The sequence below is a fragment of the Candidatus Planktophila lacus genome (genome assembly GCF_002288325.1).
In the GTDB taxonomy this organism is placed as follows: domain Bacteria; phylum Actinomycetota; class Actinomycetes; order Nanopelagicales; family Nanopelagicaceae; genus Planktophila; species Planktophila lacus.
Window position 1 is genome coordinate 1,157,365 of sequence record NZ_CP016780.1, and the last position, 25,730, is coordinate 1,183,094.

Annotated in this window: 23 protein-coding genes and 2 tRNA genes; 2 read left to right on the forward strand and 23 right to left on the reverse strand. The window is 46.7% G+C overall.

The window, feature by feature from the left end; all coding sequences use genetic code 11:
• Positions 1-103: 103 nt before the first annotated feature.
• The 11 genes from A1sIIB106_RS05885 to A1sIIB106_RS05935 form a co-directional block, all read right to left on the reverse strand.
• A tRNA-Met gene (locus tag A1sIIB106_RS05885) sits at positions 104-177 on the reverse strand.
• An 18-nt stretch (positions 178-195) separates the two neighbouring features.
• Positions 196-268: transfer RNA gene (locus tag A1sIIB106_RS05890), tRNA-Thr, on the reverse strand.
• 47 nt (positions 269-315) lie between these two features.
• Positions 316-1,266 (reverse strand): quinone oxidoreductase family protein, encoded by a 951-nt coding sequence (locus A1sIIB106_RS05895; protein WP_095671555.1) that lies wholly within the window; start codon positions 1,264-1,266, stop codon positions 316-318.
• Positions 1,267-1,421: 155 nt separating this feature from the next.
• Positions 1,422-2,603, reverse strand: a complete 1,182-nt coding sequence (locus A1sIIB106_RS05900) for an FUSC family protein (protein ID WP_095671556.1) — start codon at positions 2,601-2,603, stop codon at positions 1,422-1,424.
• Positions 2,604-2,616: 13 nt separating this feature from the next.
• Entirely contained in the window at positions 2,617-3,714 is a 1,098-nt protein-coding gene (locus A1sIIB106_RS05905; protein WP_190276877.1) for a RuBisCO large subunit C-terminal-like domain-containing protein, read from the reverse strand.
• Positions 3,715-3,748: 34 nt separating this feature from the next.
• Positions 3,749-5,719 carry an SDR family oxidoreductase gene (locus A1sIIB106_RS05910; RefSeq protein WP_095671558.1) on the reverse strand — a complete coding sequence of 657 codons (1,971 nt, stop codon included), beginning with the start codon at positions 5,717-5,719 and terminating at the stop codon, positions 3,749-3,751.
• On the reverse strand, positions 5,716-6,729 hold the full coding sequence (gene mtnA / locus A1sIIB106_RS05915) for an S-methyl-5-thioribose-1-phosphate isomerase (RefSeq protein WP_095677661.1): 1,014 nt from the start codon (positions 6,727-6,729) through the stop codon (positions 5,716-5,718). The genes A1sIIB106_RS05910 and mtnA overlap by 4 nt, the downstream gene beginning before the upstream one ends.
• Positions 6,730-6,787: 58 nt before the next feature.
• Complete coding sequence (locus tag A1sIIB106_RS05920; protein ID WP_095677662.1) at positions 6,788-7,573, reverse strand: SDR family NAD(P)-dependent oxidoreductase; 786 nt, start codon at positions 7,571-7,573, stop codon at positions 6,788-6,790.
• Entirely contained in the window at positions 7,566-9,329 is a 1,764-nt protein-coding gene (locus A1sIIB106_RS05925) for a D-apionate lactonase family protein (protein WP_095677663.1), read from the reverse strand. Before A1sIIB106_RS05925 ends, A1sIIB106_RS05920 begins: the two co-directional genes overlap by 8 nt.
• Positions 9,330-9,336: 7 nt before the next feature.
• Positions 9,337-10,371, reverse strand: a complete 1,035-nt coding sequence (locus A1sIIB106_RS05930) for a Gfo/Idh/MocA family protein (protein ID WP_095677664.1) — start codon at positions 10,369-10,371, stop codon at positions 9,337-9,339.
• Positions 10,368-11,216, reverse strand: a complete 849-nt coding sequence (locus A1sIIB106_RS05935; RefSeq protein WP_095671563.1) for a sulfurtransferase — start codon at positions 11,214-11,216, stop codon at positions 10,368-10,370. Before A1sIIB106_RS05935 ends, A1sIIB106_RS05930 begins: the two co-directional genes overlap by 4 nt.
• Positions 11,217-11,263: 47 nt before the next feature.
• Between A1sIIB106_RS05935 and ilvD the strand changes: the two genes are divergently transcribed.
• Complete coding sequence (gene ilvD, locus A1sIIB106_RS05940; protein ID WP_095671564.1) at positions 11,264-12,949, forward strand: dihydroxy-acid dehydratase; 1,686 nt, start codon at positions 11,264-11,266, stop codon at positions 12,947-12,949.
• Here the strand turns inward: ilvD and A1sIIB106_RS05945 are convergent.
• From A1sIIB106_RS05945 to A1sIIB106_RS05965, 5 genes are read right to left on the reverse strand one after another with little or no spacing between them, the layout of a single operon-like run.
• Positions 12,946-13,959 carry a YeiH family protein gene (locus A1sIIB106_RS05945; RefSeq protein ID WP_095671565.1) on the reverse strand — a complete coding sequence of 338 codons (1,014 nt, stop codon included), beginning with the start codon at positions 13,957-13,959 and terminating at the stop codon, positions 12,946-12,948. The two genes, ilvD and A1sIIB106_RS05945, sit on opposite strands and share 4 nt — an antisense overlap.
• On the reverse strand, positions 13,960-14,967 hold the full coding sequence (locus tag A1sIIB106_RS05950; protein ID WP_095677665.1) for an Ldh family oxidoreductase: 1,008 nt from the start codon (positions 14,965-14,967) through the stop codon (positions 13,960-13,962).
• The gene (locus tag A1sIIB106_RS05955; protein WP_095677666.1) at positions 14,967-15,905 is read right to left on the reverse strand and encodes an NAD(P)-dependent oxidoreductase; all 939 of its coding nucleotides are present in this window, start codon (positions 15,903-15,905) and stop codon (positions 14,967-14,969) included. The genes A1sIIB106_RS05950 and A1sIIB106_RS05955 overlap by 1 nt, the downstream gene beginning before the upstream one ends.
• Positions 15,905-17,071, reverse strand: a complete 1,167-nt coding sequence (locus A1sIIB106_RS05960; RefSeq protein ID WP_095671568.1) for a UxaA family hydrolase — start codon at positions 17,069-17,071, stop codon at positions 15,905-15,907. Before A1sIIB106_RS05960 ends, A1sIIB106_RS05955 begins: the two co-directional genes overlap by 1 nt.
• Positions 17,050-17,352, reverse strand: coding sequence for a UxaA family hydrolase (locus A1sIIB106_RS05965; protein ID WP_095671569.1), 303 nt, complete (start codon positions 17,350-17,352; stop codon positions 17,050-17,052). Before A1sIIB106_RS05965 ends, A1sIIB106_RS05960 begins: the two co-directional genes overlap by 22 nt.
• 123 nt (positions 17,353-17,475) lie before the next feature.
• On the opposite strand from A1sIIB106_RS05965, the gene A1sIIB106_RS05970 reads away from it, so the two are divergent.
• The gene (locus A1sIIB106_RS05970; RefSeq protein ID WP_095677667.1) at positions 17,476-18,579 is read left to right on the forward strand and encodes a Gfo/Idh/MocA family protein; all 1,104 of its coding nucleotides are present in this window, start codon (positions 17,476-17,478) and stop codon (positions 18,577-18,579) included.
• Here A1sIIB106_RS05970 and A1sIIB106_RS05975 read toward each other — a convergent pair whose 3' ends face one another.
• The 7 genes from A1sIIB106_RS05975 to A1sIIB106_RS06005 all read right to left on the reverse strand — a co-directional run bounded on the left by A1sIIB106_RS05975 (position 18,580) and on the right by A1sIIB106_RS06005 (position 25,725).
• Positions 18,580-19,461: a hypothetical protein gene (locus A1sIIB106_RS05975; protein ID WP_095677668.1), complete on the reverse strand. Its 882-nt coding sequence runs from the start codon at positions 19,459-19,461 to the stop codon at positions 18,580-18,582.
• Positions 19,458-20,351 carry a carbohydrate kinase family protein gene (locus A1sIIB106_RS05980; RefSeq protein ID WP_095677669.1) on the reverse strand — a complete coding sequence of 298 codons (894 nt, stop codon included), beginning with the start codon at positions 20,349-20,351 and terminating at the stop codon, positions 19,458-19,460. Before A1sIIB106_RS05980 ends, A1sIIB106_RS05975 begins: the two co-directional genes overlap by 4 nt.
• On the reverse strand, positions 20,348-21,061 hold the full coding sequence (locus tag A1sIIB106_RS05985; RefSeq protein WP_095677670.1) for a FadR/GntR family transcriptional regulator: 714 nt from the start codon (positions 21,059-21,061) through the stop codon (positions 20,348-20,350). The genes A1sIIB106_RS05980 and A1sIIB106_RS05985 overlap by 4 nt, the downstream gene beginning before the upstream one ends.
• Positions 21,062-21,064: 3 nt before the next feature.
• Positions 21,065-21,880 (reverse strand): carbohydrate ABC transporter permease, encoded by an 816-nt coding sequence (locus tag A1sIIB106_RS05990; RefSeq protein WP_095671573.1) that lies wholly within the window; start codon positions 21,878-21,880, stop codon positions 21,065-21,067.
• 10 nt (positions 21,881-21,890) lie between these two features.
• Positions 21,891-22,739: a carbohydrate ABC transporter permease gene (locus A1sIIB106_RS05995; protein ID WP_095671575.1), complete on the reverse strand. Its 849-nt coding sequence runs from the start codon at positions 22,737-22,739 to the stop codon at positions 21,891-21,893.
• A 101-nt stretch (positions 22,740-22,840) separates the two neighbouring features.
• Positions 22,841-24,289, reverse strand: a complete 1,449-nt coding sequence (locus A1sIIB106_RS06000) for an ABC transporter substrate-binding protein (protein ID WP_190277170.1) — start codon at positions 24,287-24,289, stop codon at positions 22,841-22,843.
• A gap of 35 nt (positions 24,290-24,324) precedes the next feature.
• Positions 24,325-25,725 (reverse strand): hypothetical protein, encoded by a 1,401-nt coding sequence (locus A1sIIB106_RS06005; protein WP_095677672.1) that lies wholly within the window; start codon positions 25,723-25,725, stop codon positions 24,325-24,327.
• Positions 25,726-25,730: the final 5 nt, after the last annotated feature.

Below are 25,730 nucleotides of genomic sequence, written 5' to 3' on the forward strand. Positions count from 1 at the left end.
CTATCGGTTTGTATCTCGTTTAGTACGAGGCGCTTAGGTTACCTGAGCGATCTCGTTGCGCGAAATTCACGCTTATTTAACTGCCAACTGCTGGTCGAACTAGTAGCGGAGGCGGGATTTGAACCCACGACACAGCGATTATGAGCCGCTTGCTCTACCAAGCTGAGCTACCCCGCCAAGGGTTGTGCACTTTCGAGCCCCCCACCGGAATCGAACCGGTGACCTTTTCCTTACCATGGAAACGCTCTACCGACTGAGCTAGGGGGGCAATAGGTAGAGGTGTGAGTGTACGACAGGTGCGGGGAAAGTTAAAAATTAGCGAGCAGGATCAAGCGTGACTTTGCCGGTTGTAGCCCGAGCCAGCATCGCTTGATGAGCCGCTTTTGCCTCAGATAATCCATAAGTTGCACCGATTACAGGTTTTAGCGCGCCAGATGAAATCAAAGCAAATAGCTCAATCAGAACATCGCCGAGCAACTCTTTCTTTCCAAAGCAATGTGCCAACCAGAAGCCTGCAACAGTTTTTGTTCCACCCATTAACGCACCCGGATGAATTGGAGTTGGCGCATTTCGCGATGCCATTCCGTAGGTAATCAATCGACCAAAAGGTGCAAGTACTTCAAGGCTGGCATCGAAAGTTTTTCCACCAACCATTTCTAAAACAATATCTACTTTCTTTCCACCATTTGCCGCCATCATCGCAGCAGCCAAATCGTTGGAATTTGCATCAACAACTTCATCTGCGCCCAATGATTTAGCAAGTTCATTCTTTTCCGCTGTTGATGTAACTGCAATAACTTTTGCGCCCCACATCTTGGCTAATTGAATTGCCAGAGAACCAACGCCACCGGCTGCAGCTTGAACCACAACCGTTTCACCTGGTTGCACATGCGCCATGGTTTTCAAGATATGCCAAGCAGTTGTTCCCTGAACAAGCATTGCAACAGCTTGCGCATCAGAAACACTTTCTGGAATATCAACGCACATCGCTTTATGTGCCAGAGCTTTCTGCGCATATCCCCCGGTGCTAACACTTGCTAAAACGCGGCGACCAGATTGGGTCTTGCCGACAACTTCGAGGCCAGGAATTAACGGTAGCTCTTGCTTGGAAAGATATGAATTCTCAGTTTGGTGGGTATCGGCATAGTTGACTCCGATACAAGAGACATCGATTAACTCTTCGTTTTCACTTGGCTGAGGATCAGCCAGTTCAACTAGTTCGAGTACTTCTGGTCCGCCAAATTTCGTTATCAGGATAGCTTTCATTAGTTATCGCAGGTGCAGCGTTGGTCGGCAGGCACTCCTTGAAGCGCTTCTTCAATATGTTCGCCGCAACCTGACCAGGTGTATTTACTGCACTTCTTGCATACAACACGTGAACACATTTACTTCTCCCTTGTAGCCGATATTAAATTCTAGCGTTAGAAATACTTGCGGAAAATCTTCTTAAAACGCTTAGTTATGCGCTTATTAATTTTTAAGGTCTGGTCAATCGGTGATACCGCCATCACTTTGGCATGGGCTGGCTCATCAGGAGTGATCACATCTTTAAGTGCTGGAGAGTTTTGATCTAGTGAATCAGCGATTCGTTCGATATTGGCAACCATCGAAAGTCCACGAATGATCTGCTCTTGGTCAGCATCTTTTGCATCTTCAATTAGTGATTCGGCAAGTGCGGCACCGGCTTCGCGCGCATCATCAGTTGCCGTGGTTGTAGTTTCAAAGTCTTCTTCATCATCTATTTTGGATGAGATGGCATAACTTGCCGCAGATAGCGCAACTGCGATCTGCTTCTTGGTGGAATCTGCGATACCTCCGCTGACGGCAGAGTCAAAGAGAGTTCTGGCAATTGTGCGCACCTGAACGAGGGTGTGCTCGATCGCAATTCCTTGAACGTAAACGTCTTCGGCTACATCTTTCTCTGCTGTTGGGAACCATCTGGCATGTCCGCGCGCTTCAACTGATTGTGCACGTATCGCGGGAACTGCTTCCATTAACAACCTTGCTTTAGCTAACCAATTACCCGCTTCTTTCTGGGTGTAACCAGCGGCAACGCCTTCAGACATTTTCGCTAACAACTCAGCAGCTTTGGCAGATACATCGGTGATCTGATCGATCGCACGATCAACTGGTGTCTTGGCGTGAGAGAAATAGGAGAAGACAATTGCAATTGCTGCGCCGATAAGAGTGGAACCAAGGCGATGCGCTGCAGTTGTTCCACTGATTCCTGGGCCGATAACGATGAGTGCAGTAACCGGGACATTTACCGATGCCACCTCACCTAAGTGAAGTGCGCGCGCAACAACTGCGCAGAAGATAACTGTTAAACCGACTGCGATAAAGCCAAAATCAAAGATAGAAACGTTGATTAAAGCAACGGTTGCACCAATGGCAGTTCCGACTATCTGCCCAAAGCCTTCGCGAACAGATTTATGAAGTGAGATGCGGATCGACAAGGTGCAGACAATTGCCGCAACTACGCCGCCATCTTCAACGAGTAGATCTCCAACTTGCCAGGCGACTGCTCCAGCAAGGCCGGCCACGAGTATTTGACGTACCCAAACCCGGCGGTCGGCAAATAACTTCTTTAACTTTTTCCACATGATGTGGCTAAGTTTAGTAGGCGCGCACCAATTCGCACATGCGAGCCGCGTTATCTGCAAGGTTTCCGCGCGAAAGGGCTCCACCAATCAGTAGCGCGCTGTCATTGCCATACATCTTTATCATCTCTGGAATTCGCCCTAAATTCATTCCACCTGCAGGAGCGACAAACATTGGGTTTAACTTGCCAAGTTTTTCACGTGAAAGCTCTGTTATATCTAGACAATGATCGCTGCTAAAGGCAAAACGTCCACCGATATTTGGAAAGATCGTGATGTCGGCCCCTGCAAGTCTCATCAAAGTGCCCAAGACAATTCCGTGTGAAATTCCCTCTGCTTTAGAGGTTATTAGTGATCCCAACATGGCAGGGTGTCCCTGAATAGGAAGTGCGATCGAGTCATCGGATGCGATCTTGCGCAACGAATCAAAGCCAGTTATTCCGGGAAGAATTAACAGCGCACCTGCACCTAAATCTTTTGCCGTGTGTGCAGCGTCAACTATCTGATCAAATGGAAGATTAAGGCTCGGTGCGTAAACAGATTTTCCACCGGTGACAGCATTTGCCTCTTTTACTGCACGAGAAATTAAAGTGACTCGCTCTTTCCATGTCGCCCAAGGTTGATTAGCAAGGCTGTGATCATCTTTAATCAAATCAAATCCCGCTAAGGCTAAGGTGCGGGCCATTTCTGCAAGTGTTTGCGCATAAGATCCCATTGGCTTTAGAGCAGTTGAAACAAGGGGGCGGGTTTCTGCGCCAAGTAATTTACGCAATCCACTGATTCCAAAACGAGGTCCACTAAATTTCGCGAGGAAAGAATCAGGCAGTTTTAAGCCAACAATCTTTACATTAGGGAATAGCGAAACATTTCCCCAGAGCACGTTAAGAAACTGGTTTAACTCTCCGCCAGTTACATCTGGGTTATAAGAAATAGTAATTAAGTGGCTAGTTTTATCTGAGGATGAAATCTCCTCAACTTTTCCAACCACTTCTTCCTGAATCCAACTTGGAGCTAATTCATAGGGAAATTCGATCGTCTGTTCAGCACGAATTACATCAGCGATCGACTTTGGGTCTTCGCCAGTGAATTTATAGGTTACGTAGATACGATCCACTTTAAGCGCCTCCCCATTTGCCATGGGCAATTATCTACCTAGGAAATGCCGCCGCAACACCACCATCGACGGCGATAACGCTTCCTGTTGTGCGTGAAGATTCATCACTTAAGAAGAATGCTGCAGCACGAGCCACATCTAGGCTTCTTACGCGTGCATTTAAAAGATTTCGAGAGGCATAGAAGTCCTCAAGTTCCTCTGGTTTCACACCATGTGCAGCTGCACGTTGTTCGCGAATACCGCCTTCCCACAACTTGCTGTTATCGAAGACTGCGTCAGGGTTGATTCCGTTGAAGCGAATTCCAGCGTTTCCACCTTCAAGAGCTGCAATGCGCATCAACTGCAACATTCCTGCCTTGCTAACTGAATATCCACCAAATCCTGCGCCCGGTGCAAATGCGTTCTTGCTTGCGATGTAAACGATCGAGCCACCCATTTTCTGTTTGCGCATTACCTTCATAGCTTCTTTGGTCAACATAAACGCGCTGGAAAGATTTATATCTAAACCGCGGCGCCATTTTTCAATATCCAAGTCTTCAAGCTTGTCGCTGATACCAATACCCGCGTTAATTACAGCGCCATCAAGTCCACCGAAGTGCTTAATGGTTTTTGTAACTGTCGCCTGAACATCTGCTTCCTTTGATTGATCACCCAATACCAATAGCGGCGGATTACATTTATTCTCAGCGAACTCTTTCTCAACTTCTAGAAGTCCTTTTTCTTCGATATCGGCAAGGACTACGTGAGCGCCACGTTTTCCGAGTTCAAGTGCCACGCCTCTACCAATGCCGCTGCCGGCGCCCGTAACGATAATGATGTGTCCATCTAGTTGTGCGGGGGCTGGCTTGTTCTTTAACTTAAATAGCTCCATTGGCCAGTAATCAAAACCAAAGATTTCCGCGTCAGAGATTGTGTCTCCATCACCAAATACATCGATGACTCGCGCTGCAACTTTGTGAGTATGTGAAGCGATATCTGCCAGCATCACATTCTCTTTAATTGTTGTTGCAGCAGTAACTGCACCTACGCCTGGAACAATAATTACGCGTGGATCATTCCCATGGCTTGAATAACCAGCAGGTAGCAGTGACTTATTCGCTTCAAAATATGCGCTGTAGTTCTCGCGGAATTCATTGATTCCAGTTTCAGTATCTTCCAAAGTCACTGTTGCTGACTTAGGGCGGATACGCAACATATGGTCTGCGCTAGATGCACCTAGAGCCAAGACCTTCTTCAGGTCTGGGCGCGATGCAATTTCAGCTAAACGAGTATCTGTTCTAAGTAACTGCTTCTTACCAAGAGTTCCGCGCAACTTTAGAAGCAAATCCTTTAACTCTTCATCGGGCAGATCTTGATGTTGGAAGTTTGCCGCTGGTCGTTTATTGAGCGAATCTAGGTATTTATCAGCCAATGCAACTGCATCAAGAGTCTTCTGGTAACAACGATCTGAATCTTCATCCCAAACAACTAGGCCGTGATGGGCGAGAACTACACCAGCGTAATCTCCTAAACCGCCAACTAACTTCGAAAGTTCAAAGCCGGGACGAATCCAATCGACATATGCGAATTCTTCACCGAGCGCTTCACGAACCGCTTTTTCACCTTGCGGATGATTGGTCAGTGCGCAGATCGCATCAGCATGCACGTGGTCAATATGTTTAGCGGGAAGAAAACCGTGCAAAAGAGTTTCGATAGATGGACGACGTGAAGTTGGATCAACCAGAGCTCGAGTTACATAATCAACCATCGTGTCATCATCTAAAGCGTCAAAATCACGTAACGCGAGTAGTTCTTCAAGATAAAGCGCTGGGTAATCGCGATCGATCGCGTACTGCATATCTGCGCCAGAACCTTTAACCCATAAAACTTTCTTAAGGCGACCGAGATGGTCCTTTACTTCACCTTTACTCGATGTGTTGCCGCCACCGTAAACAACCATTGATTGGTCGGCACCGATCTTCTGTGAACGTGCGACTAGGTCGTGTAATGGCTTTAGATCACTCATAGTGTTTGGCCTTCTGCTATTTCGTAGGATTGTTTCTCGGTTATTACTGCGCTTATGTACTTAGCTGGTGTGACGTCAAAAGCAGGATTGAAGGTCTTGGCTCCAATTGGTGCGACTTGGATTCCCTTGAATTGGGTTAACTCTTCATCTCCACGTATCTCAATATGTATTTCACTTCCGGTTTTGATGCTTCGATCAACCGTTGATTCGGGAGCAACAACTAGAAATGGAATTCCCGCAGCGTGACAAGCAAGAGCAACGCTGAGCGAACCAATCTTGTTTGCAGAATCACCGTTTTTAGCAATTCGATCTGCGCCGATAAGGGCAGCATCGATTCGACCACTCAGGATCGCCATCGCTGCCGCGCCATCAGGTTCAATGCGATAAGGAATTTCGGACTTCATTAACTCCCATGCAGTTAAACGTGAGCCCTGGAGTAGCGGACGAGTTTCATCTGCATAAACCTCTTTAACAAATCCTCGCTTATGCATCTCTTTAATCACACCTAGCGCGGTTCCGGTTCCGGTTGTAGCGAGTGAACCAGTGTTGCAATGGGTCAAAAGAGTCATTGGCTTGCTACCCAGTTTTTTGATCAGCCAATCTGCGCCAATATTTCCCATATCGGTACTTGATTGCTTATCTTCACTTGCTAACTGGTGGGCTGCGGCAAGAACTGCATCGCGTCCTTCTGGCAAATGTTTACGAATCTTCTCAACAGCCCAGGCCAAGTTAACTGCCGTTGGACGTGCATCGCGAAGTAAATCAAGGTTATGTTCTAACTCTTGCGCGCTATGACCTTTACGTGCAGCCTCATCAATAACCAAGACGACTCCGTAGGCACCAGCGACGCCGAGCGCAGGGGCGCCTCTAACAACCAACCTTTGAATGGCATCGATATATGGGGCTAGTTCGTCGTATGAAATATAAGTTTCAGATATAGGAATCTGCGTTTGATCAAGCAGAACAATCTTGTTTTCTTTCCAGACAATCGCTTCGAACCCGCTAGACATTTAAATGCTCCTTATTCAAGGTCTTGAACTTATCACTTCGCTTCGCAAAAAGAGATTGCTAAGCGTATGAATCCCAGTCGCCACCACTCAAGATTCCACCATCTATAACAATAGATTGACCAGTTATATATGAAGATGCATCCGTTGCCAGAAAGATTACTGATCCGATGATTTCGTCAGGATTTGAGAGGCGACCAATCGGAGTTGTTTCATCAAACCATTTTGTGCGGTGGGGTTCGCCCCATAGCGGCTTGGTGAAATCAGTCTTGATGACTGAAGGCTCGATGCAGTTAACTCGAATTTTATCTTTTGCCCACTCGCGAGCAGTGCTACGGGTTATTGAAGTAACCGCTGCTTTAGTTGCTGCATATACAGAGATCGTATTGAAGCTATAACGAGCGCTAAGTGAGCTCATATTTACAATAACTCCACCGCCGGCTGCCTTCATGATCGGATGTGCCGCCTGCGAAATAAAGTAGATCGCCTTCATATTTACGGAAACTATGGCGTTGAAATCTTCTTCGGTCACTTCAGTTATAGGTTTGCGACGATTTATTCCCGCAGTATTGATGACAATATCTAGGCCACCCATAAGCGCATTTGCCTCATTGACCACACTGGCACATTGATCTGGGCTAGATAAATCAGCGCTAATTGAGAAAGCCTTGCCTGATTCGCCAGAAATGGATTTGCGGACTTCATCGAGCCGTTCTTGATTTAGATCCTGGATAGTTACATCTGCGCCACGTTCGGCGAAGGCTTTAGCAATCAACGCACCTAGCGTTCCAGCGCCACCGGTTATGAGAACGCGCTTCTGCTTAAGATCGAATAATGGATCAAACATTTGCTACCCCTGTAACTTCTAAATAAGTAACGCTCTCGGGAGTTAAAGTCTGTGGCTTTAAATCAATTCCAGAGAATTTCACTTCCTGCTCAATAGTACTGAAATTAACCAGAATAACCTTTGCTTTTTGCCCTGAAGTAACGATTAGGCAATCAACTAACTCTGGAAGAGATGATGCGGTTGGTCTGGCATGAGTAAATCCCTTGAGATTCTTAAACAAGCGCCATACTGGAAATTCTTCACCTGCTTTACTTGCAAAGTTGAGTGCATCTTCACTTCCGGTAGATAGCTCGCGTATGCCACGCCATCCCAGAGTTTCAAAGTAAGTCAGCGTTGACATTGACTCCGACTCTGCAATAGAGCGGATAGACATCGCTGTCCAGCCTTCAGCCAACCAAGTGCGCTGACGTGCATCAACAGAAGAGGGCAAGGCAGTGTTGCTGAGATCTTTACTCGGTTGCGTTGCATTTGGGTTGTACCTAGGGCGAAGCGTTATTGGTCCAATGCTTACCTTTTTGCCTTTAGCAATCCGATGAGCATTTGTGGCAATCGCTTTCTGGGAGGCGGTGTTTTGTATAAGAGTTCGATCATCAAATGAGTGAACCTGGGGGTTGATTGAAAAATTGACTTGATCGATAAAGTCGACTGAGCCTTGATTGCGATTGAGTTCGGTGAAGTACAGATCTGTGCCACCAATGATTTTCGACTTATCCCCTAGTAGTTCTTCTGCAACTTGAATAAATCCAATTGGAGTTGTTTTCTCGCTAGCGGAGAAGATGTAGAAGGAACGAATCTGATCTTTAATTTCAATTATTGACTGCAATATTGCTTTAAGTTGTTCTGGGCTCTCAGCCTTTATCGCAAGATCAAGATCAATCTTTAGCTGCTTAGTTACCAAAAGAGCCTTCTCCACTGCAGAGCGAATTTGAGAATCACCGTTGAGTGCTAGGCGAAGATGTTTAATCGCAAGGTCCTCAAACCCCGCATACTCACTGACAATTAAATGTGCGGGTTCTTCGCTCAGCCCCAAACCAATTTCGGGAAGTTCAATCTCTTCGGCTCCAACCGTAATAACGGCGCTTTCATTCTTTGAAATTGCTGTCGTGTGCTCGCCGGAAATTGAGATGGTTATCTTTTGGCTAAGCACCTCCCCCGGAGTAACTTGCGCAGGAAAGGGTAGAGAAATTGGTGTGCAGTAAGTCTTATATGAGGCATCACTCCAGTTACGGTGATCTTCACTTTCAAATATCTCACCTTTGAAATTAACTGACACAACTTGCCCGCTTTGAAGCTTATGGCTAATGCCAGATAGATTTAAGAATGGTTGATTTGGAGAGATCGCATCAGGAAATCTGGATACTTCTACAGCGCCATCTGCCTTAGTTAATTCACATTCGCGGCCAGCTAAGCCTGCAACGGGATGGAGTAGGCAGAGTCCCAAGCGATTTCTCATAAATGAAACTGCTGTAGATGCGCTAAACCCGTAGGTAATTTCTCCGCTTTCCGAGCCGGTTATCTCTAACTCAACAGATAAATCTTTAGCATCGTGCGAACCCTGCGCTTTGATCTTCGCACTGAACGAACGATCAGCGATCTGCCAAATTTCATCTTTAATAACAAATGGCCGAGAAGTCCAATTAATATCCTGGAAAACCAGATAGATCCGACGAATTGCCTCTTCACTGCCGTTACTTATATTCCAAAGACTTCCCTCGGAATACTCCAGAGTTAACGGACCAGCAACAAGTTTTCTCATTTATCTACTACTTGAGTAGTGAACCAACGTTAAAGACTTGGCCTGACTCGGCTGATTCGTAAGCACCCAAGGTGATATCTAATAATTTGAGAGTATCTTCGCCGCTGGTTTCAGGAGTTCTGCCTGTTTTCAAGCATTCAATCCAGTGCTTATTGACATTCACGACGCTATCTTGAATTCCGTTCCATGGCTCAGAAGTCCAACCATGATCCGGAATTAAAACGACTTCGTTAGTTACAGAAGTTCCCGATACAACTTGTAGATGGTAATCGGCGGATAAGGTGATTGCTCCCTTGGTTCCTTCGATAATTACAAAGGTCTGCGGGTAGGTGCTGTGATCTGATTTTGTCTCATAACTAGCGTCAACAATGCAGCTGGCATCTGGCATATGCATCAGAATCGTCGCTGAATCTTCACCTTTAATTATCGGATTTACTCGATGCGCGGAAGTAAAGATCGTATTTGGTTCACCGATAAAGTAACGAGCAAGATCGAAGAGGTGAACTGCAACGTCAACGATAATCATTCGTTCGCTCTCAACCAGCCATGATTGAGCAGAGTAAACATCGTGTGCAGTTCTAAATGAAATTCGCCCGAAGAACGGGCGACCAATTGCGCCGCTATCGATAATCTCTTTGATTTTTCGCATTGGGGTCTGGAATCTAAAATTCTCGTGAACCATAAAGGGCAAGCCTTTATCTGACATCTCCTTAACCATTGACTTTGCATCAGCCATATCCCAAGCAAGTGGTTTCTGACAGATTGCTGCAACGCCATGCTTTGCCGCTAGTTCGACCATATATTTATGAGTTGGTGGAGTCGTAGCAATATCTACGAAATCTAAATCTTCATTGGCAAATAACTCTTCCGCACTTGCATAAGCCTTGCCTCCGAAATTGGCAGCAGCCAACTTCGCTTTTTCAAAATCAACATCGCAAGTTGCAATTAGTTCGACATCGGGATTTTGGCTCCATGCATGGAGGTGGTTCTGGGCAAAGAAGCCACATCCAATTAAGGCATATCTATATTTCTTCTGGGTCATAGCGCAATTTCTCTACTTGGATCTGTGATCCACTCGCTCCAAGAACCAACATACATTTTGCTTCCCGTGAAACCAGCGTGCTCCATAGCTAAGACATTTTGTGCAGCAGTTACGCCAGAGCCGCAATAGAAAATTGTGTTATCGGCGCTAACACCGTTGGTAAGTGATTCGTAGTGCTTCTTTAAATCAGCCTTGCTCTTAAAGAGCCCTTGCGCATCTGTAATTTCAGCGCGATCTGCCAGACCAGCGCCAGCGATATGTCCGCGTATTGGGTCATAGTATTTTCCGCCCCCGTGATATCCCTCTGCACCTCTGGAATCAAATACGCAGTAATTGGAATCATTTCTGGCCATTTCAACTTTTTCGACTTCGACTAAGAGATCGTTACGTAGCTTTGGAATGAAATTTGTAGGCGTTAAAACTTTCTTCTCTTGGTTTAAAGGTAAAGATTCGCGGTTCCATGCATTTAGGCCGCCATCTAGAACGGCAACTTTTTCATGTCCCATCCAGCGAAACATCAACCAAAGGCGTGATGCCGCCATCAAACCTGATTCTGCGTCGTAACAAATTACTTGGGTATCTGGGGTTATTCCCCAGTTAGAGAGAGTCTTAGTGAACGCTGCAACCGTTGGAAAAGGTCGGCGACCAGTTACACCCGGAATAATTTCTCCAGACATATCAGTAGATAAATCTGCGTAATGTGCACCTGGTATGTGGGATTGGTTATAAACCTTTCTTCCCCAGGATTCGTCATCTAATGTGAAGCGAACATCAAAAATTACAAACTCAGAATTTTCTAAGTTGCGCGCCAAATCGCTAGTGGATATCAACGTTGTATAACTCATTGCTGCACACTCTTCACAAGGTATTGGGTTGTGGTTAGGGTACTACAGTGACTCTGACTCCGAGAAGTTCGCTTGTAACACAAGGCCGTGACCGAAGCCCAAACCGCGCGATGTTAAGAGCGCTGGGCATGCAGGGCGATGATTTTAAGAAACCGCAGATTGGTATTGCATCTTCTTACAACACCATTACCCCTTGCAATATGTCGCTGCGCACCGTTGCTGAGGATGTTGCTGCAGGAGTAAGCGCTAACGGCGGATTCCCTATGGAGTTTGGAACGATCACCGTTTCAGATGTTATTTCTATGGGACACGAAGGAATGCACTTCTCCCTTGTTAGTCGCGAAGTAATTGCAGATTCTGTGGAAACTGTTATGCAAGCAGAACGCCTAGATGCGATGGTAACTCTCGCTGGATGTGACAAAAGTATTCCGGCGATGCTTATGGCAGCTGCGCGTATAGATGTGCCAAGTATTCTGATGTATGCCGGTTCATTACTTCCGGGAAAAACCACTCTTCAAGATGGCACGGAAATCAAAGTAAATATCGTCACTTCTTTTGAAGCAGTTGGTGCAAATGCGCGTGGCTTAATGTCTGATGAAGATCTCGATCGCATTGAAAAGGCTGCCTGCCCAAGTGCCGGAACATGCGGCGGTATGTACACGGCAAACACGATGGCTAGCGCTTCAGAGGCGATGGGAATGTCACTTCCAGGCTCTTCATCTCCATCTGCAGTTGATAATCGCCGCGAACCGCTTGCAAAATTAGCGGGCGAATCTGTAATCAACTTACTTAAACTTGGAATCACAACCAGCGACATCATTACTAAAAAATCTTTGGAAAATGCCATCACAGTTGTAATGGCGCTAGGCGGATCTACAAATGCAGTGCTTCATATGCCAGCGATCGCTCACGAACTAGGCATTGACTTATCACTCGATGATTTCAAGCGAATTGGCGCACGCGTTCCATTGCTTGCAGATCTGAAGCCATTCGGTGAATATGTAATGTTTGATCTAGATAAGGTCGGTGGCGTACCTGCAGTAATGAAGATTCTGCTTGATGAAGGTCTGCTCCACGGCGATTGCATGACCGTAACCGGAAAGACAATTGCTGAAAATCTCAAGGATGTTAATCCTCCTGCTGCTGATGGAAAGATTATTTATCCAGCCGCAAAGCCTTTTGGTAAAAATGGTGGGATAACTATTCTTAAAGGATCTCTCGCTCCTGAGGGTGCGGTTGTGAAGAACGCCGGTGTTGATGAGAAGAAATTCCAAGGCGCTGCTCGTGTATTTGATCGCGAAGAATCAGCGATGCAGGCGCTCTCTGATGGCACGATTAAAAAGGGTGATGTAGTTGTTATTCGCTACGAAGGTCCTAAGGGTGGGCCAGGTATGCGCGAAATGTTGATGATCACAAGTGCGATAAAGGGCGCAGGCCTCGGAAGAGATGTATTGCTCGTAACCGATGGCAGATTCTCTGGTGGAACAACTGGACTTTGCGTAGGCCATATTTCACCGGAAGCTGTAGATGGTGGGCCGATTGGGTTAATTAAAGATGGCGATCAAATTTCGATCGATATCCCAAATGGAACTTTGGAGCTACTCGTTACACCCGAAGAGTTGCAAGAACGTGCCAAGAGCTTTGTGCCGCTTCCACCAAGGTACACAAAAGGCGTGCTTTCTAAATATGTGAAGCTGGTTGGTTCTGCAACCTACGGCGCAGTTTGTTCTTAAAGACCAGTAATTTGAACTGCCGCCAAGGCAACGCCGGCAACAATTACCCAAGCGATTAACCCCATCACCATGGGGCGTGGGCCGATTGCTCGGATGGATTTCCAGCGCACGCTTGAACCAAGTGCAACTAAACCGGCGCCAAGAAGTAACTTACTTACCAGAACGACTGCATCATGAATTCCTGAGGGAATATCAAGTGTGTTTTGGATCGTTGCAACTGCAATAAAGCCAATTACAAAGAATGGAATTAGTGGCACTTTCGTTGTCTTGGTACTAACCGCTATTCCATCTTTTTCATTTTGCATTGCAACTGAAGTTAAGTAGCGGCGGTGGCGAATCGAAAGAATTAGAACAATCGGAGCCAACATACATACTCGCGCCAATTTGATTACGACGGCAGATTGCACCGCCTCATCGCTCCAGACAGATGCAGTCGCAATTACCTGACCAACATCGTGTACGGCAGCACCAGCCCAGGCACCAAAAGTCTGATCACTTAGCCCAATTAGGTGGCCAATAAATGGCAAGGTAAAAATAGAGAGGGTGCCGCAGAGTGAAATCAAAGCGATTGCATATGAGGTTTCTTCTTCGGTAGCGCGTGTTTGTGGGCGGATCGCAGCAACTGCAGTTGCACCGCAGACTCCAAATCCAACGCCAATCAAAAGTCCAAGTTCACCGCTCATTTTGAATGCTTTTGATAGCCCCAGGATTCCAAAAATTGTGAAGGTTACAACCAAGATGACAGTTAGTACTCCCTTGAAGCCAATTGCCTTGAGCGAGACAAGACTTACTTGTGCGCCAAGAAGTGCGACTCCGATGCGCATTAACTTCTTGCTCGCTAGCCCTGTTCCGGCAGCGGCAAAGCTTGGCCATCTACCAAAGTTTGCAACAGCAAATCCAAATGCGACGCAAAGCGCTAGCGGGCTTACCGCTGGTTGAAAGTCATTTATTAGAAAGGCAACGCCAACAATTGCAGCTATCAGACCTAAACCGGGAAGGTTCTTAACCATTTAGATCCCTAACTTCGTTGACCATTGCGCTAGCTGATCAGCAACCGAATCGGTGATCGTGATGTTTTCTGCATTGTCGGGACGCTCTGGATTAGAACGATTTGCTCCAGGTAAGCGGCCTCCAGCAGCGTTCACCAGCGCTGAAAAGTCTGCAGTTCTTGTGTTTTCGCCATCTACCGAAAGCTTCGCGCTATCGATAGCGATAATGAAATGTGAAATTTTCTGAGGATTAGCATCTTGTTCGCTAGCGAACATATCTGGAATGTCTTTTGCCAGTGATGGTCCAACCAACATTCCGGTTAGCGATTCAACAAGTACTGCAATTGCATAACCTTTAACTCCACCGAGCGGCGCGAGCATTCCGGCAAGTGCTTCCTTGGCATCGGTTGTCGGGCTGCCATCTTTTGTAAATGCCCAGCCAGGTTCAAGTTCGGCACCTGCTTGCGCTTTTGCTTGAATCTTTCCGCGTGCAACTGCGCTAGTTGCTAGATCAACAACAGTTGGTGGATTTGTTGGAATTCCCGCAGCGATTGGTGAAGTTGAAAGTAGCGCAGAGTTTCCACCCCATGGCGGCATAACCGCAGGTCCTGTACTAAATGCGATTCCAACTAGCCCGCGATTAATCATCGGCCAGACATAAATTCCGAGAGCGCCACAGTGGTTGGATCGTCCAACTCCGACAGCGGCAATTCCATTTAATGCAGCGCGTTCAGCAGCAACTTCTGCCGCCTTCTGTAACTGCCAATGGCCAAGACCATCATCGCCATCAAAGACCACCAAACTTGGTAGATCTGTTACTACCTTTAACTTTGCATCGGCTTTAATTCCACCTGCTTGCAAGCGCGCGAGATAGAACGGAAGTCTCATTAAGCCATGGCTTCCGATTCCCCAACGATCGCTGGCAACGATGCAACGTGCGGTTACATCTGCTTCTTGATCAGGAACACCGGCGGCTTTAAGAAGTGATTTCGCTAATTCGGTTGCCGAGCCAACAGTTAGCTGCGCCATTATTTTGCGTTTTCTTTGATTGCGCCAACAGCATGTGTGGCAACTTCGTCACTTAAGACTTTCATAATATTTGAAACAAGGATTTCATTGATACGCAATTGGCTTTCCTTAGTAATCCCTGCAACGTGTGGAGTTAGGATCAAATTCGCGATTTGCTCCATCTCGCCCTTAACTGGTGGCTCTTGAGCGCGCACATCTAGGGCAGCTCCTGCAATTACCTTGGCTTTTAACGCTTCGATTAAATCTGCTTCGTTAATTACTTCACCGCGTCCCACATTTACCAATACGGCATCTGGCTTCATCAACTTCAAAGTTGCAGCGTTAATTGAGCCATTTGTTTCGGGGGTCGATGGCATATGGATGCTGATTACATCGCTCTCCATTAAGACTTCTTCAAAAGACTTTAATTCGATACCGCTTAGATTTTTTGCGTAAGGGTCGAAGCCGATCATTTTGCAGCCAAATCCCTGAAGTAACTTTGCAGTGGCTATGCCAGTTGCACCACATCCAAGTAACCCCCAAGTCAAGCCCGATAGCTCGCGGCCTGGAGTGCGATTCCAATTTCCTTCGCGCGTGACCTGATCATGCCCTGGGATATTTCGTAACAAGGAAAGCGCTAATCCCAGAGTTAGCTCGCCAACGCTTACCGCGTTAGCTCCAAGACCAGCAACAACTACAACACCGGCAGCATCGGCTGCCTTGATATCAATGTTGTCCAATCCGACACCGGCGCGAGCAATTACCTTTAACTTAGGTGCCGCAGCAATTACATCTGCAGTTACCTTCGTTCTATTTCTTACAACTAAAGCAGTTGCATCTTTAAGAGCGTTCTTAAGCTCATCGACGTTATTCCAAAGATCGTCGTTTCGGACAATGGGAAAACTCCCCTCCAGCTTCTGGAAGGGAGTTCCCCATACATCTTCAGAGATGAGAATCATTATGCGGAGATATACAACTTTGTGAAGGTGAATTCACGGTGGCCCATAACTTCAGCCTTGCAGAGGCGTCCATTAACGGTCTGATTGATGACATCCATCATCATGTCGCCCGCCTTAGTTAAGTCGTATTCGTAACGCAATAGACCTGAAACATCTAGATCGATGTGTTCAGTCATTGAGTTAGCTGTCTTAATATTCGCTGTTAACTTGAGTACCGGAATAATTGGGTTACCAATCACATTGCCTTGTCCGGTTGGGAACAAGTGGATAACTGCGCCGCCCGCTGCCATCAGAGTTACGCACTCTGCAGCTGCGGAAGAAGAGTCCATGAAGTAAAGGCCCTTCTTCTTTGGGTCTGGAGCTTCGGCTGGCTTTAGAACGCCAACAACTGGAACTGAACCAGTCTTAGCGATATTTCCAAGCGCCTTCTCTTCAATAGTTGTTAGCCCGCCAGCGATATTTCCCTGCGTTGGCTGTGAACCTAGAAGGTTTGCACCAGTTGCTTCAATTACCTTGATGTAATTGTCGTAAGTTGTTTGGAACAAGTTACGGCAAGCATCATCGATGCAACGGTCAGCGATCAAGTGCTCGCCACCAGTTAGCTCAGAAGTTTCGCCGAAGAATACGGTTCCACCTGCTGCTACCCAGCGATCGACTGCTTGTGATGTTGTTGGGCATGAGCCAAGACCTGATGTTGTATCTGATTCGCCGCACTTGATCGACATAATCATGTCGCCCATTTCGGCTGCTTCACGCTCTAGGCCAGATGCATCTTGCAAGAACATTGCAGCAACGCGGCTAGCTTCCTGAATAACTTGGAGATCGCCCTTACCTTCAATAGAGAACGCTGCAACCGGCTTACCAGTCTTAGCGATGCCATCGGCAACTCTCTGTGTCCACTTTGGTTCGATACCAATTACAACTACAGCGGCAACGTTTGCGTTAACACCTGTTCCAATTAGCGTATTGAAAGTTAGTTCTAGATCTTCACCGAATTGCAAGCGCCCAAATGCATGTGGGAGTGCAAGAGTTCCTGGAATTACCTTCGCAACAGCTTCTGCAGCAGCATTTGAAAGATCATCAAGGGGCAAAATAATGACGTGATTGCGGATACCCATAGCGCCGTTTTCGCGGCGGTATCCCATTAAGCGCGGCTTGCTTCCCATCGATAACTCCTCATGTTGTGTGTGTGAATGTAATCGCCTTTTTTGATCGCAGCTGATGCGAGACCAACTTTGATTCCGTATTTAATAATCGCTTCGCCTTCTGCAATATCTGCAAGGGCAAATTTGTGGCCGAGCGGAATCGCGTGATTTAAGATCGCGGTGCTCTCTGTTCCTTCTTTCACGGATCGCCCGTGAAGAGTTCCTGGTTGCATATCCGCCATAGCAACAGCGACATTGTCACCGTCGTGATGGAGCAGATATTGCGGTGGCGTAATTGCCATATCTGACTTTCCTCTCTCGCATAAAGGGGGTAGTGGTCTGACCTCTTGGTGGAGTCTAGGTTAGGTGAGCGTATTTCGTCTAGCCCTCTGCCCAAATTATCGTAAGTGGTCTAACCTGTGGCTATGAAGAGCGAGCTTCGATACGGGGTTATAGGCGTCGGCAGTATGGGGCGCGAGCATATTTCCAACATCAAGGTGATGGGTGGAGCTGTCGTCACGGCCATGAGCGACCCTCACCAGCCCTCAATTGAAGCGGCTCTAGAAATGGTCCCGGGTGCAAAGGTCTTTAGCGATCACCGCGCGCTCTTGGATTCTGGCTTAATCGATGCCGTCGTAATCGCAACTCCAAATGACACTCATGCTGAGGTCTTAAAAGATGCTCTCGCTACAGATTTAGCAGTCTTTGTTGAAAAGCCACTCGCTACAACGGTTGAAGATTTGAAATCAATTCTGTCTTGGGATGAAAAGCGCAGCGCTCTTACCTGGATGGGCTTGGAATATCGATTTATGCCACCGGTCACTGAAGCGATTGCCAGAGCAAAAGAAGGTGAAGCCGGAAAAATTCATCAGATTTCGATTCGCGAACATCGCGAACCTTTCTATCCAAAGGTTGATAGCTGGAACCGCTTTACCGAAAGAACTGGTGGCACGCTAGTAGAAAAATGTTGCCATTACTTTAACTTGATGGATTTAGTTATTGGTGAACAACCTATCCGCGTATTTGCTTCAGGCGGCCAGAGCGTTAATCACTTAAATGAAAATTATGGCGGGCGCCAAGCAAATATGCTCGATAACGCATATGTAATTTTAGAATATGCCAGCGGTGCGCGTGGAATGCTCGATCTCTGTATGTTCGGCGAAGGTTCCTTCGATAAAGAGATTTTAACAATCATTGGAGATCAAGGAAAAATTGAATCATTCCTGCCTTCTCAAGTTGTTAAAGCCTCACGTCGTGATTCAGTTGGAAACCTCGATAACTGGGCAAGTGGTGCTAGCCGTGCGCGTGGCAGCGAAACAAAGATTGTTCATAACTACGATGTTAAGTACATGGGCCACCACTACGGTGCTTCATATATCGAACATACAAAATTCCGCGATGCGATTTTAAATTCCACTGCCGCTGAAGTTACCTTGCTAGATGGCGTAACAAGCGTTGTTACGGGGCTTGCTGCACACAAGAGCATCAACGAAGGTCGCGTCGTTGAAATTAAAGAGCTTTGGGGCTAATTACCAACTGCTCCAAGGCTTTGCGTAGGTATCAACGGTTTCAGCGAGCTTTTCCAAGCGTGGAATAGAGATTTCGCGCAGCGCCTTTGGAATATCAGGGGCTCCAACAATGTCGGCCCAAACCGCTCGTCCGGCAAGGAAACCGCTGGCTCCCCCAATTGCACAAGCCTTTACCGCTTCATTAAAGAACGGTTGCTTAACTCCGTTAGAAAGAACTACCCATGGAGATCCAATCGCTTCTGAAATTCGTTCTGCGTTCTTGGTTACTAAAGAAAGATCTCCTTCGCCATGAAAGGGAACTTCTGCTTTATACAAATCTGGCTTCCAAGTCGCTGCTTCACGCGCTGCGATAATTAACTCTTCTTCGCGATCAAAAGATCTTGAAGTATCAGTTGGTGGCTTCACGATGATTTCGATAATCGATGGCAGACCAGATACTTCGCATAACTTGTTAAATTCGGCTACGAGTTTGGCACGGCTATCCGGAGATTCATCGTTGCGCCACAGCACCAAGAATTTCAAACCAACGCTTTTGATATCGCGCATTCTGATCGGATCAACATTAGGATCGACAGTGGTATCAGTAGCTGCGCCACCTGCGGGACCAACCAATAAATCAGCGGCAGCGATTAATCCGCATGAACCTTTTAGCGCACCCTGATTGATAATCGCATCAATGCCAAACTCTTGATCAACTAAGAGCGCTGATGCATATGGTGAAAGTTCGCGAGCGACATCTACTTTAAATTGAGTTAACTGTGAGTCAGGAACCGGTGTACTCTGATGTGCCGCAAACATTCCGCGCAGAGCTTCACGTTGATCCACGGCAACCATTGCAAGTGCACCAGATGGACGGGCTAATTTGGTAAGTGGTGCTCTCATGATCTCTCCTTTAGGAATTTATCTAGCTCTGCGGTATTTGGAATCATCGATTGACCATCTAGTCCTCGACAAGAAAGTGCGGCAACGGCATTGGCGCGAAGTAAAGAGCGCTCAAGTGTGTGGCCTTGAATTACTTGAGCAAGAAGCGCTCCATGAAAAACATCGCCGGCGCCTAGCGTGCTTACAACATCAACGGCAAAGCCATCTGCGTGAACTAAGCCTGATTCGCTGGAATAACCAGTACTTCCCGCAGAACCTTGCGTTGCAACCGTTATATTTTTTGCGTTAACCGAATCTCTTTCAACTGCTGCACCTAATTGCAGGTCGGGATAACGAAGCGCCATCTGTCGATCAGTTGGAACAAATAGATCTACCTCTGAAGCATCGAAATCAGCAACGTTGTAGCCGGCATCAAATGAAATCTTCGGTCCGTTTCCACGAGCGATCTTTTCAGACTTTAAACGGTTAATTCCAACGTGATCTACGTGGAGCCACTCAGCCTGACTAATCAACTTCTTCGCTTCTGCGCTTAGATTTACTTGTTGCATTGGTTGACGGGTACTAATTGCGCGTGAGCTATGTTCTTTCGAAGCCACGATTACGCTTCCCGAAGTTGCGCTAGCACCGATTGAGATTCCTGAAGTATCAACGCCTTCACGGGCAAAAATCCGCAGAACTTCTGCGCCATCTTCATCATCGCCAATTGTTCCGGCAATTGCCGTTGAAACACCGAGGCGGCTTAGCGTGACTGCGGCAACGGCGGCTGGACCACCGCCTGCACGGGCTATCTGGTGGGCTAAAACTCTTTCATCTTCGCCTGGGTAGTTATCGACTAAGGCAATTGTGTCGATAGTTATTACGCCGAGACAAACAACTTGAATATTGCTCAACGCTCATTCTTTTCATTTGCATCGGCAAGGGCTACTGCACGTGCGCCAGAAATATGTTGCAGCGTTAACTTAGAGACCAGTTCTCCATCTCTTGCTTCAATGGCATCCAAAATAGCGTTGTGCTCGCGCTTTGATACATCTGATCTGCCTGGCAAACGCAAAGTGGTTTCCATCGACATCTTCATAACATCTTGTAAGACGTTGAGAGTCTGGTTGATAAATCTATTTTCGGCGATTCCGACGATTGTTAGGTGAAACTTTGCATCTAATGTCTGCAATTGGTTGTAATCAATTGGCGCTGTTGAAGTAACTGTCTCGATCTGATTTAAAGTTGCACGTAGTAGGCGGATATCTTCCTTTGTCGCCTTTTCCGCTGCCCACTTTGATGCCGGAACTTCCAGAACTTCACGAGCATCAAAGAGCTCATTTAAGCCATGGGTGGTGGCCATCATCGAAGCGCGCAGTTCTTGCGCAACTATCGGTTCTTGAACAAAAGTGCCTTGTCCATGCTTTATTTGAACCAGACCTTGCGCCTGCAGAATATGCAGAGCTTCGCGCAGAGATGGACGACTGACTGCTAACAATTCTGCAAGGGTTCGCTCTGATGGCAAGCGGTCGTTGGGCTTTAGATTCTGAATTTCAATTAGTTCGATTAATTGTGTGGCAATACGCGCTGCACGTTGCGGAGCAAGCGGGGTTACAGCGCTCATCAATTAACCCTTTACCGCTCCTGCTGTAAGACCAGCGATAAATGAGCGTTGCATCATGAGGTACATGATAACCATCGGAAGTGATGCCACCATTACCGCAGTGAAGAGCATCGAGAAGCTAACAAAGTATTCGCCACGGTATGCCAACATAGCTAGTGGAAGAGTTTTCTTATCTGACTCTTGAATAAGCAATAGTGGCCAGAGAAGATCGTTCCAGTTGATGACAAAGAGAAATATCGCTGTTGCACCCATCGCAGGTCGGGATAACGGTAGGGCGATAGAGCGATAGATGCGAAGTGGCGATGCGCCATCTACTTCAGAAGCTTCATACATATCTCGAGATATCTCGCGAAAGAAAGCGGTCAGAATAAAAATAGAAATTGGCAGGGTTGTGGTCACATTAATGATCACTAAGCCAAAGAACGAGTTAGTCAGCCCCAAATCTCGGAAGATGTAATAGATCGGAACAAGGTTGATCTGGGCGGGAATTGCCAAGCCGAGTGCAAATAAAGTTGCCAAGACTTTTCCGGAAACTGTGATCATTCTGGCGATAGCAAATGAAGCCAGGCTGGCAAATAGCAAGGTGAAAATTACAGATAACAGGGTTACAACCACGCTATTTCTAAAGCTGACTTCTAAATCGCTTTCACTGATCAAACGCTGGTAATTATCTAAATTCCAGTTTTCTGGCAGAGAGAGCGGCTTGTTATAGACCTCAGAGTCGGTCTTAAAGGAGCCTAGAACAACAATAAGCGAAGGAATCAGAATTAGCGCAGCAAAGAAAGTAAGCGAGATTATTCGAGAGCTCTTAAAGATCATTTCTTATCCCTCACTTCTCGTATCGTCCGCTAAATGCTCGGCGTTGTAGCCAAGTTATAAGCACCATAGTGGCCACCATAAAGATTGTCTGTGCTGCGGCGTATCCCAGGCGAAGTTCATTAAACAAAGTGAAATAAACCAAGGTGCTGAAAATACTTGTTGAGTTATTTGGTCCCGCGGTTGAGTTTGTCATAACCATGATCAAATCGAATGCGCGGAAAGATTGAATTGTTGTGTAGGCCATAACAACCAGAGTCGTTGGCATCGCCATCGGCCAGGTAATGCTGGTGAACTGCTTCCAGCGAGATGCGCCATCAACTTCGGCAGCCTCATATAACTCTTTTGGAATCTGCTGCAAGCCGGCGATATAGACAACCATCATCTGGCCGGTGTGGAACCAGACTTGGCTAAAGGCGATTGCGTAGAGCGCGCTGCTTTCGCTGCCTAGCCAGTTAAGTGCAAAAGATGGCAATCCAATGCTGTTAAAGAATAGGTTGATCGCACCGAAATTAGGGTCGTATAAGAAGAGCCAGATCATTCCGACAGAGACAGAAGAGAGAATTGTTGGGAAGAAGTAAAGAGTGCGAAGAGCAATATTGGTTTTGGAGTTTTTAACTAAGAAGACGGCAAATATCAAAGCTAGCGCGGTTTGGAATATAACAACCAGGAAGGTGAACTCGAGGTTATTTCCTAAAGTTTTGTAAAAGAGATCGTCATTGGTAAGTAAATTTGTAAAGTTTCTAAAGCCCACATTTTCAGGCTCGGTGATGCCATCCCAGCGGCGTGTGGCAAATTGCAGATTTTGCAGCGCTGGATATAGATAGAAGGCAAGAAAAAGGATTAGCGCAGGAGCGCCCATTACATAGTAAACAAGCGCATCTTTCTTACGCTTTTTACGGGTAGCAGAAGTACCGCTCCCACCATTGGTGGGAGCGGTACCGGTAGCTAGTTTGGTTTTAATCAGCCAGCCAATTTCTGCTTGATCTGCTTAGAGAAGTCAGGCAGAACATCGTCTGGGCTCTTGCCACCAACGATTTGAATGAGGGCATCCTGAGTCAAATCTGAAACCGAAGTGTTCAGAATCAAGAAACGTGGAGCCAACATTGTGTTCTTAGCCTGGAAGGCAGATGTATTTAGCAAGTCAACGTTTGATGAGTAATCAACATCGAGAACGTTTACGTGCTGTGTGGTTGCAGTTGCGTAAATTGCTGCAACTGGACCTGTAGCCAAGTATGAAAGGAAGGATTTAGCAATGCGCTGATCCTTCGGATTTGACTTAGCATTTACGCTTAGGTTGAAGGTGTTGTTCATAATTCCTTCAGCGACAACTTTGCCATCTGTTAGAACCATGCTCATCAACTGCATCTTGCCGGTTAGCGCTGGGTTCAGAGTCTTGATAGATCCCATTGAGAATGTACCGGTAGGAAGAATTGGTGACTTACCTGTCGCGAACAAGTTGTAAGCAGCAGCTTCAGTAACACCTGTTGGGTTATCTGGGAAGCATCCTGCGTTACGTAGCTTGACGTAGATATCTGCAACGCCCTTGAACCAAGTTGAAGTCAGATCGATCTTTCCTGAGTTCAAATCTGCCAAGTTTTCAGATAGCGCTTCGTAATCTGCTGCAGAGTTCATCAGAGCAGAGTTTGAGATCTGCGCTGCTTGTCCACGTGTTGCTCCTGGCCATGCAAGAGGAACATATCCCTTGGCCTTGGCATCCTTACACCAGGCGACCCAACCAGTTAGGTTCTTAGGAATATCCCACTTCTCTTTTGCCCAGAGTTCAGTGTTATAGACAGGGTTGTTAAATAGGTAGTGGTAAGGAACTGCGAGTACGCGGCCCTTTTCAACTCCTGCTGTTAGACCCTTTGATACGAGGTTGCGCTTTACGAAACGCTCGTTAGTTAGATCTGCTGGCAATCCACTCTTAACGAAATCGTTGAAGATTGAACCACGTGCTGCAGCGAATAGCGCAGCCTTTGGATTTGCAAGGATCTGCACACGTGCAGTTGCGTTGTAATCAGTTGTTGTCTTGATTACCTGAGTGATTTTTGTACCTGGGTACTTTGCTTCGTAAGCTGTAATGATTTTTTCGAAGTGAGCCTTATCTTCTGGGCGGTAGTGCCAGAATTCAATTGTTCCAGCTGGTGGTGCAATTTCCTTAATTGGTGCACCGAGGCTTGAGCTTAGGCGAACCTTCTGCCAAGTCAGCTTTCCATTTGATCCAGCCTTGCAAACAAGTGAAGTTGAACTTGTTCCGGTTGAAACACCTTCAACCTTGCAAGCCTTTCCTAAGACTTCTCCAGCTGCAAATGCCGATGGCAATGTCGAGACAGCGACTGCGAATGCAACCACAGCTACTGCGCCAAGGCGACGTGCACTAAAGGAAGTCATTCCTTGAGTTTTCATCATTTGTAGTCCTTTGCTAATCGAGGGTTTTAGTTGTTTTACCATTCTGTGAGGGGTATCCCTAACATCTTTGCCATTTGACGAATACCCGGACGCACATCTATCCACGAGATGACTAGATGATGCGGATATCCGCCAGTGACTATTCCATTTACTAACGCAGCAGCATCAGGTTGAGTGATAACTGTTGCGGTATTTCCTTGGAAGTGATTGGGAGCAGGGATAGATTCCCCTCGGCTCACAACCATTCGTAAACCCGTGCTGTTGCTCGGATCTACATCCCGATCAATACGGAACAGCGTTACTGGTCCGGTCTTGAGCGGAAAATTACCTGCAACGCCTAATTTGCGATTGCAGTGTGTTGTTTGTGTGGCATTTTGTGGATCTGCAGCCAACTTTGTCGCAGCTGAACCACAGTGCCAAAGTCGAACTAAACCTTTATCTGCATCTAGATCGACGATATCTACCAAATAGTTTTCATCTGAACCAAGTGACTCGCAAACCATCATTGTTACAGCGCCCAGCACATCGCGTTCGCAGGTTGTAACTGTGCCACGATCTGAAAGGCGGCCAAGCGAAGAACAGATGCAGGCTCCCATATCGGTTGGAAATTCTGGCCAGCAACGGATTGCAATTGCATCTAGTGACTCTTCTTCGCGCCAGGTATCTAGCGCAACTTCAACTCCATAAACTTTCTTCGCTTCATCAACATTTACTGAGGAAAGTGAAGGCTGTGCTGCTACTGCGTTTGCATAGGCTAATTCACGCGCTTCTTCCTTAACTTCGGCAATTCTGCCAAATGCATCATTAATTGTTATCTGGCGAACATCAAGACCAAAATACTTATTTATCTGTTGGGCATCAAATACGCAAGGAGTAAATCCAATTGGAGCATCTCCAACAGCGCCGATCTTTTTGCCCTTTAACCAAGCAAAAGCTTTTTCAACTTCGCCAGCGGGTGCAAATTCTCCGACTATAGATTTTGGAGCAGTTGCTTCAGGAAGTTTGCCAGCGAGCGCATCACGAATTGCACTGCGCACATTCGCTTCATCGGCGTTTCCATGGATATGTCGAATTGATTGCCCAACATTCATCAGTGCATGTGCCGCAAGATTTACACCGCACATTGAATTTAACTTAAGTCTTTCGCCAACTTCACCAGGTTCGCGCATCGACCAACCAAGAATTGGTCCTTTAACTTTTCCGAAGAGTTCGACTGCCGGTGATGCATCTGCAAATGAGGCCATAAATAAAATGTGAATGTCAGCCGCTGGAAGTTTTACCGCAGCGAGATCATCAACTGTCATAACTAGTTCGCTTGGCCCAACGACCGATGCACCTAGTTCCGTTAACAGTGCACGCGCGCTATCGAAATTAGCCTGGGCGCAGGTCAGATCAAAGGTAGGTCGCGCTAACGCGACGAGAGCTACAGTGCTCAATTTGC